Annotated in this window: 12 protein-coding genes; 4 read left to right on the top strand and 8 right to left on the bottom strand. The window is 70.0% G+C overall.

Going from position 1 to position 17,554, the window contains the following annotated elements:
- Window positions 1-34: 34 nt before the first annotated feature.
- A complete protein-coding gene (gene proP, locus RAB70_RS01335) occupies window positions 35-1,516 on the bottom strand; it encodes a glycine betaine/L-proline transporter ProP (RefSeq protein ID WP_148830614.1) in 1,482 nt (493 codons plus the stop codon).
- A 657-nt stretch (window positions 1,517-2,173) separates the two neighbouring features.
- Here proP and glnE point away from each other — a divergent pair.
- The gene (glnE, locus tag RAB70_RS01330; RefSeq protein WP_148829844.1) at window positions 2,174-5,014 is read left to right on the top strand and encodes a bifunctional [glutamate--ammonia ligase]-adenylyl-L-tyrosine phosphorylase/[glutamate--ammonia-ligase] adenylyltransferase; all 2,841 of its coding nucleotides are present in this window, start codon (window positions 2,174-2,176) and stop codon (window positions 5,012-5,014) included.
- 224 nt (window positions 5,015-5,238) lie between these two features.
- On the opposite strand, the gene RAB70_RS01325 is transcribed toward glnE, so the two are convergent.
- From RAB70_RS01325 to RAB70_RS01310, 4 genes are all read right to left on the bottom strand, one after another.
- Window positions 5,239-5,766, bottom strand: a complete 528-nt coding sequence (locus RAB70_RS01325; protein ID WP_148829845.1) for a hypothetical protein — start codon at window positions 5,764-5,766, stop codon at window positions 5,239-5,241.
- Window positions 5,767-5,878: 112 nt separating this feature from the next.
- Window positions 5,879-6,436, bottom strand: a complete 558-nt coding sequence (locus RAB70_RS01320; protein ID WP_010343084.1) for a queuosine precursor transporter — start codon at window positions 6,434-6,436, stop codon at window positions 5,879-5,881.
- A gap of 148 nt (window positions 6,437-6,584) precedes the next feature.
- Window positions 6,585-7,655 carry a glycerophosphodiester phosphodiesterase gene (locus RAB70_RS01315; RefSeq protein ID WP_148829847.1) on the bottom strand — a complete coding sequence of 357 codons (1,071 nt, stop codon included), beginning with the start codon at window positions 7,653-7,655 and terminating at the stop codon, window positions 6,585-6,587.
- An 80-nt stretch (window positions 7,656-7,735) separates the two neighbouring features.
- On the bottom strand, window positions 7,736-10,033 hold the full coding sequence (locus tag RAB70_RS01310; RefSeq protein WP_148829846.1) for a TonB-dependent receptor: 2,298 nt from the start codon (window positions 10,031-10,033) through the stop codon (window positions 7,736-7,738).
- A gap of 998 nt (window positions 10,034-11,031) precedes the next feature.
- Between RAB70_RS01310 and RAB70_RS01305 the strand changes: the two genes are divergently transcribed.
- Window positions 11,032-12,906, top strand: a complete 1,875-nt coding sequence (locus tag RAB70_RS01305; RefSeq protein ID WP_191091463.1) for a protease pro-enzyme activation domain-containing protein — start codon at window positions 11,032-11,034, stop codon at window positions 12,904-12,906.
- Window positions 12,907-12,979: 73 nt separating this feature from the next.
- On the opposite strand, the gene RAB70_RS01300 is transcribed toward RAB70_RS01305, so the two are convergent.
- Entirely contained in the window at window positions 12,980-13,951 is a 972-nt protein-coding gene (locus tag RAB70_RS01300; RefSeq protein ID WP_148827936.1) for a mitochondrial fission ELM1 family protein, read from the bottom strand.
- A gap of 126 nt (window positions 13,952-14,077) precedes the next feature.
- On the opposite strand from RAB70_RS01300, the gene RAB70_RS01295 reads away from it, so the two are divergent.
- Both RAB70_RS01295 and RAB70_RS01290 read left to right on the top strand, forming a co-directional pair.
- Window positions 14,078-14,668 carry a malonic semialdehyde reductase gene (locus tag RAB70_RS01295; RefSeq protein WP_010343089.1) on the top strand — a complete coding sequence of 197 codons (591 nt, stop codon included), beginning with the start codon at window positions 14,078-14,080 and terminating at the stop codon, window positions 14,666-14,668.
- Window positions 14,669-14,751: 83 nt separating this feature from the next.
- A complete protein-coding gene (locus RAB70_RS01290; protein ID WP_017910034.1) occupies window positions 14,752-15,390 on the top strand; it encodes a YceI family protein in 639 nt (212 codons plus the stop codon).
- A 330-nt stretch (window positions 15,391-15,720) separates the two neighbouring features.
- Here RAB70_RS01290 and RAB70_RS01285 read toward each other — a convergent pair whose 3' ends face one another.
- A complete protein-coding gene (locus tag RAB70_RS01285) occupies window positions 15,721-16,515 on the bottom strand; it encodes a siderophore-interacting protein (protein ID WP_148827937.1) in 795 nt (264 codons plus the stop codon).
- Between the two features lie 83 nt (window positions 16,516-16,598).
- Window positions 16,599-17,144: a PadR family transcriptional regulator gene (locus RAB70_RS01280; RefSeq protein WP_148827938.1), complete on the bottom strand. Its 546-nt coding sequence runs from the start codon at window positions 17,142-17,144 to the stop codon at window positions 16,599-16,601.
- Window positions 17,145-17,554: the final 410 nt, after the last annotated feature.

Genomic DNA, 17,554 nt, shown 5'->3' with positions numbered 1-17,554 from the left:
CGATGCGGGGTGCGCGGCGCCGGTTGCGTGTGCGTCAGGTCGGCATGGCCTGCGACGGCGGTTCCGGCGACGCCGGCAGTTCGGGGCGGGTCGGGTCCACGGTCAGCGGCTCGTCGCTGCGCAGCAGCGCATGCGCCTCGGCTTCGCTGGCCACCGCCGGCGGTGAACCGCGCAGCGGCAGGCCGGCGGTTTCGCGCACGAAGGCCATGGTCGCGATGCCGACCACCGCCGCCCCCATCAGGTAGTACGCCGGCACCAGCGGATCGCCGGTGCGCTCGACCAGCCACGCGGTGACCAGCGGCGTGGTGCCGCCGAACAGCGACACGGACACGTTGAAGGCGATCGACAGCGCGCTGTAGCGCACCGGGGTGTAGAACAGCGCCGGCAAGGTCGACGGCATCGAGCTGGTGAAGCACACCAGCGCCACGCCCAGCAGCATCAGGCCGAGGAAGATCAGCCAGTCGTTGCCGGTGCCGACCAGCCGCAGGCACGGCACCGCCAGCACCAGCAGCGCGATGCAGGCGCCGATCACCATCGGCTTGCGGCCCAGGCGATCGCTGAACAACCCGCCGAGCACGTTGAGCGGCATCATCACCAGCATCACGATGATGATCAGCAGCAGGCCCTTGCTCTCGGCATACCCCATGGTGACGCTGAGGTAGCTGGGCATGTAGGTCAGCAGCATGTAGTCGGTGACGTTGAACACCAGCACCAGGCCCACGCACTTGAGCAACTGCGGCCAGTGCACGCGGAACAGCGCGCCCAGGCCCGGCGCATCGTGCTCGCGCTTTTCCGCTTCTTCGGCATAGGCCTGGAACGCCGGGGTTTCCTCCAGCTTCATGCGCATGTACAGGCCGAGTAGGCCCAGCGGGCCGGCGATCAGGAACGGCACGCGCCAGCCCCAGTCGTGCATCTGCGCATCGCTCAGCGCAAAGTGCAGCGCGGTCACCGTGGCGGCGCCGGCGATATAGCCGCCCAATGTGCCGAACTCCAGCCAGCTGCTCATGAAGCCGCGGTTGCGATCGGTGGAGTACTCGGCGATGAAGGTCGCCGCGCCGCCGTATTCGCCGCCGGTGGAAAAGCCCTGCACGAGCCGCGCCACCAGCAACAGGATCGGCGCCCAGATGCCGATGCGCGCGTAGGAGGGGATCAGGCCGATCGAAAATGTGCCCAGCGCCATCAGGATCATGGTCGCGGCCAGCACCTTCTGCCGGCCGTAGCGGTCGCCCAGCGGGCCGAACACCAGCCCGCCCAGCGGGCGCACCAGGAACGCGACGGTGAAGGTCGCGAACGTGGCGATCAGCTGCGCGGTCGGGTTGGTGCTGGGAAAGAACACGTGGCCCAGGGTCACGGCCAGGTAGCCGTACACGCCGAAGTCGAACCATTCCATCGCGTTGCCCAGCGCCGCCGCGCCGACCGCCCGCTTGAGCATGGGTTTGTCGACGACGGTGACTTCTTCCACCTGCAGTTGGCGGCGGCGCTTGAACCATCCGAAATGGGCGTGGAACTCCGACATGTCTTCTCCTGTCCTGGAACGGTGAGGTGATGACCCCCGGCCCGCACGCGTCAGGCAAGCAAGACGGAACGACAGGGCGCCACGGGCGCCGCACTGGTCTGCGGGGGCGATCCCGGACGGCCGCGTCAACACCACGGCGCTGCAGGATCGAAGAACGGAGCGGGCGGCGCAGGGCGCACAGGGCTCCGTCGAGACAACCATGATACACCATCGTCGTGGCGGGGCTGGCGGCAAGGTCTGCGAAACGTCGCGAAAAGTGCTGAAAAGCTGCGTTCTGCGTGGATTTTCCGTTCCGTGCGGGAATGGCCTCAGCCGCGACGCGCGACGGTGGAACAGCCTTGCGGCGTCGGATGCGCCGTCGGGTCGGGACGGAAGTCCCTCCCACAGTGCAGTGCTGCACCGTGGGGTTCCAGAGAATGTGGGTGCTTCACCTGTGGGAGCGGCTTCAGCCGCGACGCGCGGTGTTGGGAGATCCAGCAAGCGTCGGACACGTCGGAATGAAGTTCCTCGTATGCAGCGCAGACAGCTCCGCCCTGGCTAGGGCCGATGCTGCAATCACGACGCTTTCCTTGCGCTCGCCGTGTCCGACGGCGCGCGTTTGATTGCATCCACGCCGCGGTCCTGTCCGCGGTCGCCGCGGGATGCCATCATCGGCCGATGGCTTCTGCTCCCTTCGCCGTTCCCGACGTCCTGCAACCCACGCTCGAACGCAGCCTGGCACGCCTGCGCCAGGCCGTGGCCGCGCAGCCGTGGCCGTCTCATCCCGGTTTCGAGGACGCGCTGGCGCGCGCGCTGCTGGCCAGCGATTTCTTGCTCGACACGCTGTGCCGGCAGCCGTCGCTGCTCGCGCACCTGGCGCAGCCGGATCCGCCGCCGTTGCCGCTGCCGCAGCTGGATCCGGCGCAGCCCGCCGCATGGCAGGCGCAGTTGCGCCGCTACCGCGCGGCCGCCTCGGCGCGGCTGGTGTGGCGCGACGTGCTGGGCCTGGACGAGGTCGATGCGACCCTGGCCGGTAGCACGCAGTTGGCCGAGGACTGCCTGGCGCTGGCGCTGCAGGCGCTGGAGGGCGAGTTCGCCGCGCGCCATGGCGTGGTGCGTGCCGCCGACGGCAGCGTGCAGCGGTTGGTGGTGTTCGGCCTGGGCAAGCTCGGCGGCGGCGAACTGAACTTCTCCTCCGACGTGGATCTGGTCTATGCCTATCCGCAGGGCGGCGAGTCCGACGGCGCGCGGGCGCTGGCCGCCGAGGAATACTTTGCGCGGCTCGGCCAGCGCCTGGCGCGGCTGCTCGACGAGACCACCGCCGACGGCTTCGCGCACCGCGTGGATCTGCGCCTGCGCCCATTCGGCACCGCCGGCCGGGTGGCGCTGTCGTTCGCCGGCATGGACCAGTATTTCCAGCGCGAAGGCCGCGACTGGGAGCGCTACGCCTGGCTGAAGGCGCGCGCGGTGGCCGGCGACATCGCCGCCGGCGAGGAATGGCTGCAGGCGCTGCGCCCGTTCGTGTACCGGCGCTATCTCGACTACACCGCGCTGGACGGCCTGCGCGAGATGAAGGCGGCGATCACCGCCGAAGTCGCGCGCCACGACCGCCTGGACGACATCAAGCGCGGCGCCGGCGGCATCCGCGAGATCGAGTTCCTGGTGCAGTCGCTGCAGTTGATCCGCGGCGGCCGCGAACCTACCCTGCGCGAGCGCCGCCTGTTGCCGGCGCTGCACGCGCTGGTCGCCGCCGGCCAGGTCGCCGCCGAGGATGGCGCGGCGCTGGCGCAGGCGTATCGCGTCCTGCGCCAGGTGGAGAACCGCCTGCAGATGCTGCGCGACGCGCAGACCCACGCGTTGCCGGAGGATCCGCTGGATCGCGCGCGCATCGCGTTCGGCCTTGGCCATGCCGACTGGGCCGCGCTGCACGCAGCGCTGCAGGTGCAGCGCGATCGGGTCGCCGCCGAGTTCGCCGAACTGCTGGCGCCGCGCGAGCGCGCGCTGGCGCCCGATGCGCTGGCCGACTACTGGCGCGGCCTGCCCGACTCTGGCCAGGTGCAGGTGCTGCGCGAGGCTGGTTTCGCAGACCCTGATGGCGCCGACCAGGCCTTGCGCGGCTTCGTGCAGTCGCTGGGCGTGCGCACGCTCTCCGATGCCGCGCGCGCGCGCCTGGACCGGGTGTTGCCGGCGCTGCTGCACGCCGCGGCGCGCTCGGCGCAGGCCGATGCCGCCCTGCACCGCGTGCTCGGCCTGCTGCAGGCGATCCTGCGCCGGGCCAGCTACCTGGCCCTGCTCGACGAACAACCCAGCGCGCTGGCGCGGCTGGTCGACGTGCTGGCGCGCAGCGCGTTCCTGTCCGAACGGCTGGCCGCGCATCCGCTGCTGCTGGACGAACTGCTCGACAGCCGCGTGGACGGCGCGATGCCGGACCAGGCGGCGATGCAGCGGCTGTGCGATGCCGCGATCGCCACCGCTGGCGACGATCCGGAAGCGGCCTTGCGCGGCCTCAACGAAGCGCGCCAGGCGCTGAGTTTCCGCATCGCCCTGGCCACGCTGGACCGTCGCCAGCCCGCGCTCGACAGCGCGCGCCAGCTCGCGCGGCTGGCCGAGGCGGTGGTCGTGACGGTGCTGCGCCTGGCGCGTGCCGATCTGGTCGCCGCGCACGGCGAGGTGCCTGGCGGCAGTTTCGCCATCGTCGGTTACGGCAGCCTCGGTGGTGTGGAACTGGGCATCGGCTCGGACCTGGACCTGGTGTTCCTGTACGACCACCCGCCGGGCGTGGAGGCCTCGGCCGGGCCGCGGCCGCTGGAGAGCGGGCGCTGGTTCGCGCGGCTGGCGCAGAAGGTGATCGCGTTGCTCGGCGCGGTCACCGGTGGCGGCCGCCTGTACGACATCGACGTGCGCCTGCGCCCGGACGGCGGCAAGGGCGCGCTGGTGTCGTCGCTGGCCAGCTACCGCGAGTATCAGCGCGAGCGCGCCTGGACCTGGGAGCACCAGGCGCTGGTGCGCGCGCGCGGCGTGGCCGGCGATGCGCCGCTGCTGCAGCAGTTCGAGCAGGTGCGCGCGCAGACCCTGGCGCGCCCGCGCGAGCCTGCAGCGCTGCGCGAGGAAGTGCGCAAGATGCGTGCGCGCATGCGTGCCGAACTCGACCGCAGCGATGCCGCGCGCTTCGACCTCAAGCAGGGCGCCGGCGGCCTGGTCGACCTGGAATTCCTGGTGCAGGCCGGCGTGCTGCTCGGCGCCGCGCAGCAGCCTGCGCTGCTGGCGCCGCGCGACACCCCGGCGCTGCTCGATGCGCTGGCGCACAGCGGCTGGCTGTCGCCTTCCATCGCTGCCAGCCTGCATGCCGCGCATGCCACGCTGGTCGAGGCCGGCCTGGCCTGCACGCTGGACCGGCGTCCGCGCCTGACCGCGCCCACGGCCGAGATCGCCGCGGCGCGTGCGGCGATCCGACAGGCCGCGGTCGCGCTGGAGCTGGTGTTCGTCGATGGCCGTGCGGACGGCGACGCGGCACGCTAGCGCGATCCTTGTTGGCAGCGGATGCGCGCACGGGTGGTGTCGATGGCGACATGCTTCTCCGGCAACGCCGCGTCTCGCCGAGTCGCGGCGGAAAGCGCGCCGTCGGCGCTGGCTGCGATCGGCCGGAGGGCCTGGGCTCGCCGCCGTGATGCCACCGCAAACACGCCGCCTTGGTCGCGGCGAGCGGCGCCGGCATGCCGTTCCGCGCCGCGGTGGCGCGATTGCTACGCGCTGACGTACTGAGTCTGGAACCAGACCGCGTCGGGATCAGTGTCCACCACCTGGTCGGGATCCACCCCGAACAGCCCCTGGTAGGCGCGCTTCCACAGGCCGGCGCGGCCGGCGCACAGGTCGTGCCACAGCGCATGGAAGGTCACTGACTCGAACACCCGCACCACGTCCACGACCTGCTCGAGGCAGGCCTGGAACAGGTAGATCCGCTCGCCGTCCACCAGGATGTTGACGTTGTGGATCAATTGCGACGGATCGCCCAGCAGCACGAGGTTGACGAAGTCGCCGTCGCCGAAGGTCGGCAGCGCCGCGTCCGCCAGGTACAGCCGTGTGCGCAGGGGCCGGTCGCGACGCAGCAGCACCATTTCCAGCATCAGCGGGGCGAAGGTATTGCACGACCACGCTGGGTTGGAAACGGCGGGACTGGTCAGCGTGGCCAGCGCTGTGCCGGCCGGCTGCAGTTGCGCCAGGGTGGCGTTGAGCGCACTCAGCGCGAGGGCGGGGGTGACGTCGTGCGGCATGGGTGTGGTCTCGTCGCAGGCGCGGCGCACGGGACGTGCGCCGCCGATGGCCTGTTCAACGTCTGCCGTGGCCGCTTGTGAAGCCGCGCTTGCGCAAAGCGCGGCGCAGCCGTCAGCGCGTCGGCGCCATCCGCCACAGCAGCGCGCGGAACGGCGCCAGCAGGCACACGCCGATGCCCAGCTTCACCGCCAGGTCGCCGGCGGCCCAGCTCAGCCAGGGCAGCGTCGAGCCGGCGAAGGCGATCGACCAGAAGATCGTGGTGTCCAGCGTCGCGCTGCAGGTGGTGGCGACGATCGGCGCGCGCCACCAGCGGCCGCGGCGCAGCCGGTCGAACACGGTGATGTCCAGCAACTGCGCGGCGATGAAGGCCAGGCACGAGGCCGCGGCGATGCGCGGGGTGGCGATCCAGATCGACAGCAGCACCGCCAGTGCGAACCCGCACCAGGCCACCCGCCGCGCCGCGCGCGGGCCGAAGCGGCGGTTGATCAGGTTGCTGACCAGGAACGCCAGCGGATAGCTGAAGGCGCCCCAGGTCAACCAGTCGTTGATCGGGAACTGCACCAGCACGTTCGACAGCAGCACCACCGCGCCCATCGCCAGCACGGACAGCAGCAGCGCGCGCGGGGTCAGCGCGGCGAAAGTGGGCGAGGGAGCGGCAACGGACGGCACGGCGATCGGGGCAGGGGCGGCGGGCGCGCATTATCGCGGCCCGGACACCCAATGACCAATGCCCGTGTGCGGACACGCTCCTACAAATGGAACCCCGCGCTGGGAACCGCTTTTGCGATTCCCCATTCTCCATTCCCCATTCTCGGCTTCACCGCGGCAGCGCCGTTCCATCCACCGCCGCGCGGCCCACCGCCGGGTCGTCGGTGAAGAAGCCATCGATGCCGGCGTCGATCAGCGCGCGCATTTCCTTCATGCTGCCGGCGGCATTCACCGCAGCCGGGCCGCGCGCGTCCTGCAACTGCTTGGGCAGGAAATAGTTCTCGGGACGGAACGTGTACGGAATCACCTGCAGGCCGGCCGCATGCGCATCGGCCACGAACGACGTGGGCGCGGCCAGGGCGCCGTCGGCGCTCACCGGCACGATCGCGCGCAGGTTGGGGCTGACCAGCTGCGCGTACTTGGCGATCGCGCGCAGGCCCTGTGCACTGCCCATCTGCGCGTAGGTCGGGCCATTGCGCAACTGGTCGCCCGGGCGGTCCTTGGGGTCGCCCAGCAACTGCACCAGGCGCACGTTCGGATGGGTGCTGCCCAACTTGCCGTGCAGGTATTCCAGGTTGCCGATCTCGAACGACTGGATCACCACCGGCGCCTTGCGCGTGTAGGCATGCGCATCGAGGGTGGCGACCAGCTTGTCTTCCATCGCCAGGCCGAGCCCATGGAAATAGGTGCCGTGCTTGATCTCGGGAATCAGCCCGATCGGCCGCCCGCGCGTGGCCGACTCGGCCGCGGTGAAGTCGATGATCTCGTCCATGGTCGGCACCTGGAACTGCCCGTCGAAGGCGGTGCCGCGCAGTTGCGGCAGGCGCTCGCGCGCGCGCAGGGTCTTCAGCTCGGCCAGGGTGAAGTCTTCGGTGAACCAGCCTTCCACGCGCTGCCCGTCGATCTGCTTGACGGTCTTGCGCGCGGCGAACTCCGGGTGCGCGGCCACGTCGGTGGTGCCGCCGATCTCGTTCTCGTGGCGCGCCACCAGCACGCCGTCCTTGGTCGAAACCAGGTCCGGTTCGATGAAGTCGGCGCCGTCGGCGATGGCCTTGGCGTAGGACGCCAGGGTGTGTTCGGGGCGCAGCGCGCTGGCGCCGCGGTGGCCGATCACCAGCGGCTTGCTCTCGCCAGGGGCGGCGGCCGGTGCGGCCGCCGCGGTGGTCGCCAACACGGCCATCGCGCATCCCAACAACCAGGAGGTGGATCGGATCATCGCATGCGTTCCGGTTCGGGGGCGGACGGACAGGATGGACGCGCTCAGAAGCGCGCGTCCAGGGTCAGGAACGCCTGCCGCGGCGCGCTGGCGTGGAAGGCCAGCGAGCGGCCGTTCGGATCGCTGTTGCTGAAGGCGGTGAGGTTGGAGGCGTAGCGCTTGTCGGTGAGGTTGGTGACGTTCAACGACAGCTTCAGGTCCCGCAGGAACGACACCGCCCCGAAATCGTAGCCGGCGCCGGCATCGAAGGAGGTGTAGCCGCCGAAGCCCTGGTCGTTGGTGTAGGTGTAGTAGCGCTGGCCGGTGTACTTGCCGCGCAGGTTGGCGTTCCAACCGTTCCAGGTCCAGCTGAGTTCGCTGGCGAACATGCGCTTGGGCGTGTCGACGGTGGACTTGCCGGCGGTGGGGATGACCGCGCCGTTCTGCACGTAGTTGTCGTCGTAGGTGGAGCGATTGATCGAGGCCGAGTTGTACCACTGCAGGTGCGCGGTCGGCTTCCAGATGAAGGTCAGCTCGCCGCCGCGGCTGCTTACCGAGCCGACGTTGAAGAAGCGCGTGGTGCACGCCGGGCTGGTGCCCTGCTGGATGCTCGGGCACGGGTTGAGCGAGAGCAGGCGGTTGTCGAAGGTGACGTCGTAGCCGACCAGCGAGGCCTCGAACTGGTCGCGCACCAAGCGGTAGCCGGCTTCGAAGGTCTTGGACTTCTCCGGCTGCAGCGCGCCGACGCTGGCGTCGAACGAAGCCTGCGTCACCAGCAGCGGGCCGCCGGCGCCGCCGCCCTGGAACGCGGCGATGTTCTCGGCGTAGGACGCGAACACTTCCTGGCCCTCGGCCAGACGGTAGCTCAGGCCGGCCTGCGGCAGCAGCGCCTTGCTGGCCTTCAGCTCGCCGTTGGCCACCGGCGACTCCACCGCGATCCCCGGCGTCTCGCGCGCGGTCATGGTGGTGTGCGGGCTCTTGGCGCCGATGTCCAGGGTCAGGCGCTCGTCGAGCAGCTTGAAGGTGCCCTGCACATAGGCCTGCTTGGTGGTGATGACGTAATCCTGCGAGAACAGCCGGCGGTTCGGGTTGCTGAGGAAGATGTCGTCGTCGATCGGGCCGTCGATCCAGTAGAAGTTGCGCTCCACGTGGTGCTTGTTGCGCTCGTACCACACGCCCGCTTCCAGGTGGTGCGGGCCGATGTCCCAGCCCAGCGAGGCGATGCCGCCGGTGCGGTTGATGGTGTAGTTGGTGCTGCGGATCGAGATCGGCAGCGCCTGCGGCGTGCCCGGGTAGGACGGCTGGCCCGGCGACCACCAGTGGCCCTGGCCTTCGTTCTCGTGGTGGTAGACCTGGGTGTGCACGCTCACCGCATCGGACGGCTGGAAGTCGCCGGCCAGGTAGTACAGGTCGTCGTTGCGCAGCGCGCGGCTCTGGTAGTAGGCGTCGTCGATGTTGTCCACGCCGCCGCTGTAGCCGCAGCGGCTGGGGTTGCGCGTGGCCGGCGCGCAATAGGCCGCGGCCAGCGCACGCTGCCAGTCCGGCGCGTACAGGTTCCAGTCCCAGCCCAGGCCGCGGTGCAGGCCGCTCTTGGACAGGTAGGCGTAGTCGGCCTGCGAGGTGCGCGAGGTGTCGACGAACGCGGTGATCTTGCCGCCCTCGAACTGGTACACGCCCTTGCCGTTGAACTGCGCGGTGTGGGTCGGCGAACCCGGCGGGGCCCACATGTCGGCGTCGGCGTAGATGCCGGACAGGTAGGCGGAGAAGCCGTTGTGCTCGCCGGTATCCAGACGCAGGTAGGTACGGCGGTTGCTGTCCGAGCCCACGGTCTGCGCCAGGCGCACGCCGACCTCGGTGGACGGATCGTCGGAGTAGTACTGCACCGTGCCGCCGAGGTTGCTGGTGGAGGCCGTGCCCAGGCTGCCGATGCCCGAGGCCAGTTCCACGCCGCCGAAGTTCTCGGCGATCAGCGCGCGGCTGATGTTCAGGCCGTTGTAGTTGCCGTAGGCGTTGTCGCCCAGCGGCAGGCCGTCGAGGGTGTAGCCCAGGCGCACGCCGTTGAAGCCGCGCAGGCTGATGGTCTGCGATTCCTCGTTGGCGCCGAAGGCGTCGTTGGACTGCACGTTGACGCCGGGAATGCGGTTGAGCAGCTTCTGGATGCTGGTGCCCGGCGGCAGCACCGCCACGTCCTGCGCGGTGATGCGCTGCACCTGGCGGGTTTCGCCCTGGCCGATCACCGACACCGCATCGAGTTGCTGCACGTCGGCCGCGGCGCCATCGGCGGTGGGTTCTGCGGCAGTGGCGGCGAAGGGCGACAACAGGGCGGCAAGGATCGCCGTGCTCAGCAAGGAATGGAGAGGCATGCGCAAGGGGGATTCGTAAAGGAAGTGCGCACACGATGCGACAGCGACGTTGCAGGTTGGCGTCATCGGCGTTGCGGTTGTCATGCAGCGGTCCTGCGGCATGGCGTTCGTGTCGCCGCCGCCGGGCGCGCGATGACTGCAGGCGCGCCATCGTGCGACACCGCGGAAGAAGCGGCGTGGCAAGCGCGTGTCGACATCAATGCGATACAGAGTGTCGCCGATTGCCATGCATGACGAGTGGTGAACACATGTAGGCGTGTGTGTCGGAAACCCGGCGAAACATGCTGTTTCCAAAGTCGAAAACGGCGTCGTCCGTCAAAGTTTTGTAGTGCGCTCCTCCTCAATGATCACGCCTCGCCCAAGCCCGACGACGTGCCGATGCGTGCAGACATGAGCAGGAAGCACAGTGCCCTCGCGTCGCTCGGAGCGTCGTTCGCGTGCGCTGTTGGGCCCTCGCCTCGACAGGTCTGCGCGCGCCGTACTCTCACCCCAACCCCTCTCCCGATGGGAGAGGGGCGCAGCGTCTCCCTTCTCCCCTCGGGAGAAGGTGCCCCGCAGGGGCGGATGAGGGTCCGGACGCAGGCTCGCAGCAACAAACCACGCGTGCGCTTCGCGCGCCGTACCCTCACCCCAACCCCTCTCCCGGTGGGAGAGGGGCTCAGGCTTCTCCCTTCTCCCCCCGGGAGAAGGTGCCCCGCAGGGGCGGATGAGGGTACGGGCGCAGCAACGCACCACGCACGCGCTGCGCGCGCCGTATCCTCACCCCAACCCCTCTCCCGGTGGGAGAGGGGCTCAGCGTCTCCCTTCTCCCCCCGGAGAAGGTGCCCCGCAGGGGCGGATGAGGGTACGGGCGCAGCCTCGTCGCAACGAACCACGCGCGCACTTCGTGCTTCCCACCCTCACTCCAACCTCTCTCCCGAGGGAAGAGGGGCCATCGATTTCCCACCGCGAGGCCGCCACGGCCTCGTCCCACCCGCTCTACCCCCGGAGAGACGCCCATGCTTGATCGCATCCGCCGTCGGCCCTTGCTGGCTGCCGTGTTGTCCGCTTCCCTGCTGTGCGCGCTCGGCACCGCCAATGCCGTGCCCGACGCCTCCATCGCGGCGATGACCGCAACGCTGCGCGCCGCGCCGGTCAATTTCGACGTGCACCTGCCGTTGCGCGATCAGGCCGGCCTGGACGCGTTGCTGGCCGACATCCAGGATCCGGTCTCTCCGCAGTATCACCATTGGCTGACGCCGGCCGAATTCCAGCGCCGCTTCGCGCCGGCACCGGCGCAGGTCGCGCAGGTGCGTGCCGCGCTGCAGGCCGCGCACATGAACGTCACCGAGCAGGGCAACACCCTGCATGTCAGTGCGAGCGCGAACAACGTCGAGCGCTTGTTCGCGGCGCCGCTGACCGCCGAGGTACAGCAGGGCAGTCAGGCCCACCTCGCCGCCGCCGCTCCCCTGCAACTGCCCGCTGCGCTGCGCGACAGCGGTGCGACGGTGACCGGCCTGACCCGCGGTGTGCCGCCGATGCACGTCAACTGGCAGCGCGCAGCCACCAAGAATCCCGCCAACCGCTACGGCGCCGGCGGCACCACCTATTGGTACAACGACCTCAAGCAGGCCTACGGCTATCCGTCCTACCAGGCCACCACCGGCGCGGCCGGGCAGCAGCGCCGGCTCGACGGCACCGGCAGCACCATCGCCATCCTGATCAGCAGCGACGTGCTGGATTCGGACATCAAGGCGATGTTCGACCACGAAAACTTCAGCCGCTACGCCGCCAACCACGCCGACCCGACCCTGTACGCGCGCCACTACGTGGCCGGCGCCACGCCGGGCCTGCAGGACGGCAACGACGCCGCGGCGAGCGAGGCCGCGCTCGACGTGGAGATGGCGCTGGGCGGCGCGCCGGGCGCGCACGTGCTGCTGTACGTGATCCCGGACCTGAGCGACGCCTCGGTGCTGGCCGGCTACCGGCAGATCGTGCAGGACAACCAGGCCGACGTCGTCAGCTCCTCGTTCGGCGGCTGCGAGCTGTACTACACCGCGGCCTACAACGGCGGCAAGGATTTCACCTCGCTGCTGCGTCCCTACGATGCGGTGTTCAAGCAGGGCAACGCGCAGGGCATCACCTTCGTCGCCTCCAGTGGCGACAACGCCGGCCTGGACTGCGCCGACACGCAGTACGCGGTCGACCACAAGGACGGCCGCTTCGTCGCCGGCGTCGAACACCCGGCGGCCAGCCCGCACGTGACCGCGGTCGGCGGCGGCAACCTGCTCACTGCGTACAAGAAGGGCAGCCTGGAATCCGGCTACAAGAGCGAAAGCGCCTACGGCGATCCGCTGGAGACCGCCGACTACTACGGCGTCGGCGCGAACCTGGCCGGCGGCTACTGGGGCGCCGGTGGCGGCGTCAGCGCCCTGTTCCAGCGTCCGGCCTACCAGTTGCGTGCACTCGGCGGGACGCGCACGTCCATGCGCGCGCTGCCGGACATCGGCATGCTGGTCGGCGGCTGCCCGGGGATTGCGACGCAGCCGTGCCGTGAGGGCGACAGCTCGGTGGCCACCTACTTCAAGGGCGGTATCTCGGCGGTGATCGGCACCAGCGTCGCCGCGCCGGAATTCGCCAGCGCGGTCGCGCTGCTGGTGGAGAAGCAGGGCCGCCAGGGCAATCTCAACGATTACCTGTACCGCCTGGCCGCCAATGGGCCGGAGGCGCTGCATCGCGGCATCCCCGGCTACAACGGCGTGGTCGACAACAATCAGCCGATCAAGGGCAAGTACAACTACACGGTCGGCGTGGGCACGCCGGTGGTGCGGCTGCTGATCGGCGCGCTGGATGCGGCGCCGGCGGGCGTGCCGCGCTCGCCGAGCAACCCCTGACACAGCGTGATGTGACGCGTTGGGCCCGGTTGCCGTGTCGGTGTCGTGGCAGCGACGCCGGCACGGCGGCCGATCAGGCCAGCGCCAGGCGGTCGCGGATCAGCGCGGCCACCCGCGCGGTTTCGCGCAGCGGTGCGATGCCGGCGGCGTATGCGTCGTCGGCATCGTTCGCCGGAAGCAGGCGTCCACGCGCGTGCAAGGCGCGATGGAACGCCAGGGCGCGGCCACGCGCCGTTTCCGGCATCAGCACCTGCACCGGCACGCGCGTGGCGCAGGCTTCCGACAGCAGGTTCACCGAATCCGGCGTGCAGGCGAGGCGCTCGGCCCAGCCGAGCAGGCCCGCATAGGGATTGGCGCCATCGTCCGCGCCGCACCACACTATGCCCGGTACTTCGGCGAACGTGCGGCGCAGGGCTGCGGCCACCGCGGGCGGCGTGCGCCGCGATGCGCTGGCGAGGAGGCTGCCGCCGTGCGCGCGCAACTGTGCGGCGATGTCGGCGAAGGCGGCCTGTGCCTGCGCCTCGCTCCATGGCGCCAGGCCCGACGGGCCGCCCACCAACAGACCGATGCGCGGCGAGGGCAATGCGCCCAACGCAGGAAACGCGGCGCGTCCTGCGGACAGCCAGGCATCGTCGATCGGATGCAGGCTGCCGAGCAGGGTCAGCACATTGGCGCCGCGCAGGCGATCGTGTTCCGGCACCACCACCACGTCCCAGTGGCGCGGATCCAGCCGCGGATCCAGGATCTGCACCACCTGGCTGCCGCGTGTGCGCAGCAGCCGCGTCGCCAGCGCCGCCTGGCGGCCGCAGCCCACGGCGAGCGGCGGCGGCTGCTGCACTGCTGCGGCGAATGTCGCGCCGTACGCATGCCGTGCGCCGGGCAGCCAGCGCGGCGCCAACCAGCGCCACGGCATGTGCGGCTGCAACACCTGCGCCTGGATCGGTGCCGCGGCCGGAAGCGCCAACGCGGCGGCCAGCGCCTCGGCCTGGCGGGCGTTGCCGGCGCGGCCATCGCTAATCGCCCAGGTCGCGTCCGATCGTTTCACGTTTGGTAGTAATCCGTTGCATCGCGGCCGGGTGTTGCGACAATCGTGCCACTCTACACTGGCCGCCTCGCATCGGGACGGCCCCACCGGCCTCCTGGCGCTTCCCTCGATCAAGGAACTTCCCGCATGTCCGACGCCTTGCACGACGCCGCCCTCGACCAGTTGTTCCGCACCGCGCGCACCCAGAACGCGTTCCTGGACAAGCCGGTCGACGAAGCCACCCTGCGTGCCCTCTACGACCTGGTGAAGTGGGGCCCGACCGCGGCCAACGGCAGCCCGGCACGCTTCGTCTTCGTGACCTCGCCGCAGGCCAAGGAAAAGCTCAAGCCGGCGCTGTCCGAAGGCAACCTGGCCAAGACCCTGGCCGCGCCGGTCACGGTGATCGTCGCCCACGACGAGGACTTCCACGAGAAGCTGCCGTACCTGTTCCCGCACACCGACGCCAAGAGCTGGTTCGACGGCCCGCGCGAAGGCCGCAGCGAAGGCGCGTTCCGCAACGGCTCGCTGCAGGGCGCCTACCTGATCCTGGCCGCGCGTGCGCTGGGCCTGGATGCCGGTCCCATGTCCGGCTTCGACAACGCCAAGGTCGATGCCGCGTTCTTCGCAGGCACTGCGATCAAATCCAACTTCCTGGTCAACCTCGGCTACGGCGATCCCAGCGGCCTGTTCCCGCGCCTGCCGCGGCTGAGTTTCGACGAGGCCGCGCGCATCGAGTGAGCGCGCGGGTTCCGCTTTCGTGTCCCACCGCAGGCCCGCGCCTGCCGCAGTTTCGTCCCATCACCCCTCCAAGGAGTTCCACCATGACCAAGACCCGCAAACTGCTGCTCCCGCTCGCCATGGCCCTGGCCGTCGTCGTCGCCCAGCCGGCCACCAGCGCCTTCGCCGCGCCGGCCGCCGCCGCTGCCGCCGCCAAGGGCGTCTCCGGCACCTACACGCTCGACCCGGCCCACACCGACGTGCTGGTGCAGTGGAGCCACTTCGGCTTCTCCAACCCGTCCGCGCACTTCGGCGACGTCGACGGCACCCTGGTCTACAACGCCCAGGACGTGAGCAAGTCCAGCGTCAACGTGACCCTGCCGCTGTCCGGCCTCAACAGCTTCACCGCCAAGTTCGACGAGCACCTGAAGAGCGCCGACTTCTTCGACGCCGCCAAGTTCCCCACTGCCACCTTCAAGAGCACCAAGGTGACCTCGGCCGGCGGCAACAAGCTGACCGTCGCTGGCGACCTGACCATCAAGGGCACGACCAAGCCGGTGGTGCTGGCGGTGACCCTCAACGGTGCCGGTCCGCACCCGATGAAGAAGGTGCCGGCGCTGGGCTTCGACGCCACCACCACGGTCAAGCGCAGCGACTTCGGCCTGGGCGCCTACGTGCCGAACGTCAGCGACGAAGTGAAGATCCGCATCACCACCGAAGCGCTGCAGGCAGCGGCCAAGTAAGGCCGCCTGTGGTCGCGGCAGCGGCGCTTCGCGCGCTGCCGCCTGTCGTAACGCAAACGCCCGCCATTCGGCGGGCGTTTGTATGTTCGGGATCTCGCTGTGTGCGGTGCAATGAAACTGCGGGCGAAAGACGCAGCGTAGGGCCGGCTTCAGCCGCGATGGCCTTACCGCGATGGTTCCTGGCGAAGCCCCGCATGCGCCTGAAGCGCCAGGCGCACCTTACCCTCACCCCAACCCCTCTCCCGGTGGGAGAGGGGCTGTTGCGCCGGATTGCCGTGTGTTCGGCGCCGGCCGTCGTGCGCGCGCTTTTTGCTTTTTTCGACGCGGCTTTCAGTCTTCGGCCGCGTCCCCGCCGGCCTTCCAATACCCCGTCGCGCGAATCCATTCCTTGGGCACGCCGAGGTGGCCTTCGACGAACTTGCGCATCATCCGCGCGCGTGCCGACTCGCAGGCGATCCAGTAGAACGCGTCGCCCTCGGGCGGATCGAAATCGCGCAGCGCGCCTTCCAGCAGCTGGCTGCTGCGTGCGTCCACGCCGTTGCGTTCCAGCCAGGTGACGCGCAGCTCGGCGTCGCAGTCCAGCGCTTGCCGGTCGGCGTAGCCGGGAATCTCGATCAGCGCGTCGACTTCCGCGTTGGCCGGCAGGGTTTCCAGCCAGCGGCCGATCGCCGGCAGCGCGGTCTCGTCGCCGATCAGCACATAAGCGTCGAAGTCGTCGGCGGCCACGAACGAGCCGCGCGGCCCGCCGACGACCAGCGCATCGCCCGGGTCGGCCTGCGCCGCCCAGCGGCAGGCCGGGCCGTCGCCGTGCAGCACGAAGTCCAGGGTCAGTTCCTGCGCGTCGGCGTCGTAGTGGCACGGGGTGTAGTCGCGTGCAGGGGAGGGCAGCGCGTCGGCCGGATACACCGGGCCGTGCTCGGTCATCGTCGGCAGCACGAACGCGCCTTCGGGGTTGGGGAAGAACAGCTTGACGTGGTCGTCCGGCCCGGCGCTGACGAAGCCGTCCAGTTCGGGGCCGCCGACGACGATGCGGCGCATGTGCGGGGTCAGCGGTTGCGTGCGCAGCACCTGCAGATAACGCAGGCGCAGCGGGTGGCGCAGCAGGCGGTGTTCGTGGGTCGCCATGGGAATCCTCGGAAGTAGGGGAGAGGGTTGGCGGGCGACGCGGGCGGCACGACAAAAGCCCCGCGTGCTGGCTGGAAGGGGAATCAGGGTGTGTTGCCATCCATGCCGTCGGCGGCGGCATGCAACAGCGCGGCGACGCGCTCGATCTCGTCCGGGTCCCAGCGCCCGTGCCGCGCCAGCAGGCCGTGCTTGATGCGGCGCATCGCCTCGCGCACCGGCGCCGGCACGTTGGCGCGCACCAGCGCACGCGCGCTGTGCTGGGTGCGCTGCAGCGCCGCGTCCACCTGCGCGCGCTCGGTGCGCACGAAGGCCTGACCGGCTTCGGTGATGGCATAGCGTTTGCGCGTGGCGTCGGCATCGGCCTGCACCAGGCCCTGCGCTTCCAACTGCGCCAGGGTCGGGTAGACCGTGCCGGCGCTGGGCGTGTACAGGCCATGGAACAGCTCGGCGACCGCGCGGATCAACTCGTAACCGTGGCGCGGCTGGGTCTCGATCATCGCCAGCAGCAACAGCCGCAGGTCGCCGTGGCCGAGCGGACGGGGGCCGCGTGCGCCACGGCCGCGGCCGGCCCGGTCGTCCTCGAACAGGCGGTGCGCGGGATGCGGTCCGGGGGCGTGGGATCGTGGCATTTCGATATGTCGAATTTGGTGCGGAAACGATATATCGAAGTAGAGTGGCCGGCAAGCGCTTGGCAGGCCGGGCGCGGGAGCGCGGTGGGATTGGTTCAGTCAGGACGGCAGCGCGCGTTTGCGTCCTGCGCGTGCGTGCGGTGCGCGTGGATCTATGCGGGCGTGAGTTGCTTCGGTTGCCTGGGCCAGGGGCGCCCGTGTGGGAATCAACGGTCGTGCAGTTGCGCCAAGCGAAGCCGAAAGCCGACTGACACCCTCCGTCGTCGGGACTGAAGTCCCTCCCACAAAGATGCTCAGCCATTCCTGTGGGAGCGGTGTCAGCCGCGACGGGCTGTACTGGCAAATCCCGTCGTGGCTGAGGCCGCTTGTGTGGAAAGAGGGTCTTGCAGCGCGCTCGCTGGGTGCACTGT

It is taken from the genome of Xanthomonas sontii (assembly GCF_040529055.1).
GTDB lineage: Bacteria > Pseudomonadota > Gammaproteobacteria > Xanthomonadales > Xanthomonadaceae > Xanthomonas_A > Xanthomonas_A sontii.
This window is presented reverse-complemented; position numbering and strand designations above follow the sequence as displayed.

What these genes read in the sequence shown, in the direction of transcription:
- RAB70_RS01310 (WP_148829846.1), bottom strand. Translation starts at nt 10,033, where the DNA reads ATGCCTCTCCATTCCTTGCTGAGCACGGCGATCCTTGCCGCCCTGTTG.
- RAB70_RS01280 (WP_148827938.1), bottom strand. Translation starts at nt 17,144, where the DNA reads ATGCCACGATCCCACGCCCCCGGACCGCATCCCGCGCACCGCCTGTTC.
- RAB70_RS01285 (WP_148827937.1), bottom strand. Translation starts at nt 16,515, where the DNA reads ATGGCGACCCACGAACACCGCCTGCTGCGCCACCCGCTGCGCCTGCGT.
- RAB70_RS01305 (WP_191091463.1), top strand. Translation starts at nt 11,032, where the DNA reads ATGCTTGATCGCATCCGCCGTCGGCCCTTGCTGGCTGCCGTGTTGTCC.
- RAB70_RS01295 (WP_010343089.1), top strand. Translation starts at nt 14,078, where the DNA reads ATGTCCGACGCCTTGCACGACGCCGCCCTCGACCAGTTGTTCCGCACC.
- RAB70_RS01325 (WP_148829845.1), bottom strand. Translation starts at nt 5,766, where the DNA reads ATGCCGCACGACGTCACCCCCGCCCTCGCGCTGAGTGCGCTCAACGCC.
- RAB70_RS01315 (WP_148829847.1), bottom strand. Translation starts at nt 7,655, where the DNA reads ATGGCCGTGTTGGCGACCACCGCGGCGGCCGCACCGGCCGCCGCCCCT.
- glnE (WP_148829844.1), top strand. Translation starts at nt 2,174, where the DNA reads ATGGCTTCTGCTCCCTTCGCCGTTCCCGACGTCCTGCAACCCACGCTC.
- proP (WP_148830614.1), bottom strand. Translation starts at nt 1,516, where the DNA reads ATGTCGGAGTTCCACGCCCATTTCGGATGGTTCAAGCGCCGCCGCCAA.
- RAB70_RS01290 (WP_017910034.1), top strand. Translation starts at nt 14,752, where the DNA reads ATGACCAAGACCCGCAAACTGCTGCTCCCGCTCGCCATGGCCCTGGCC.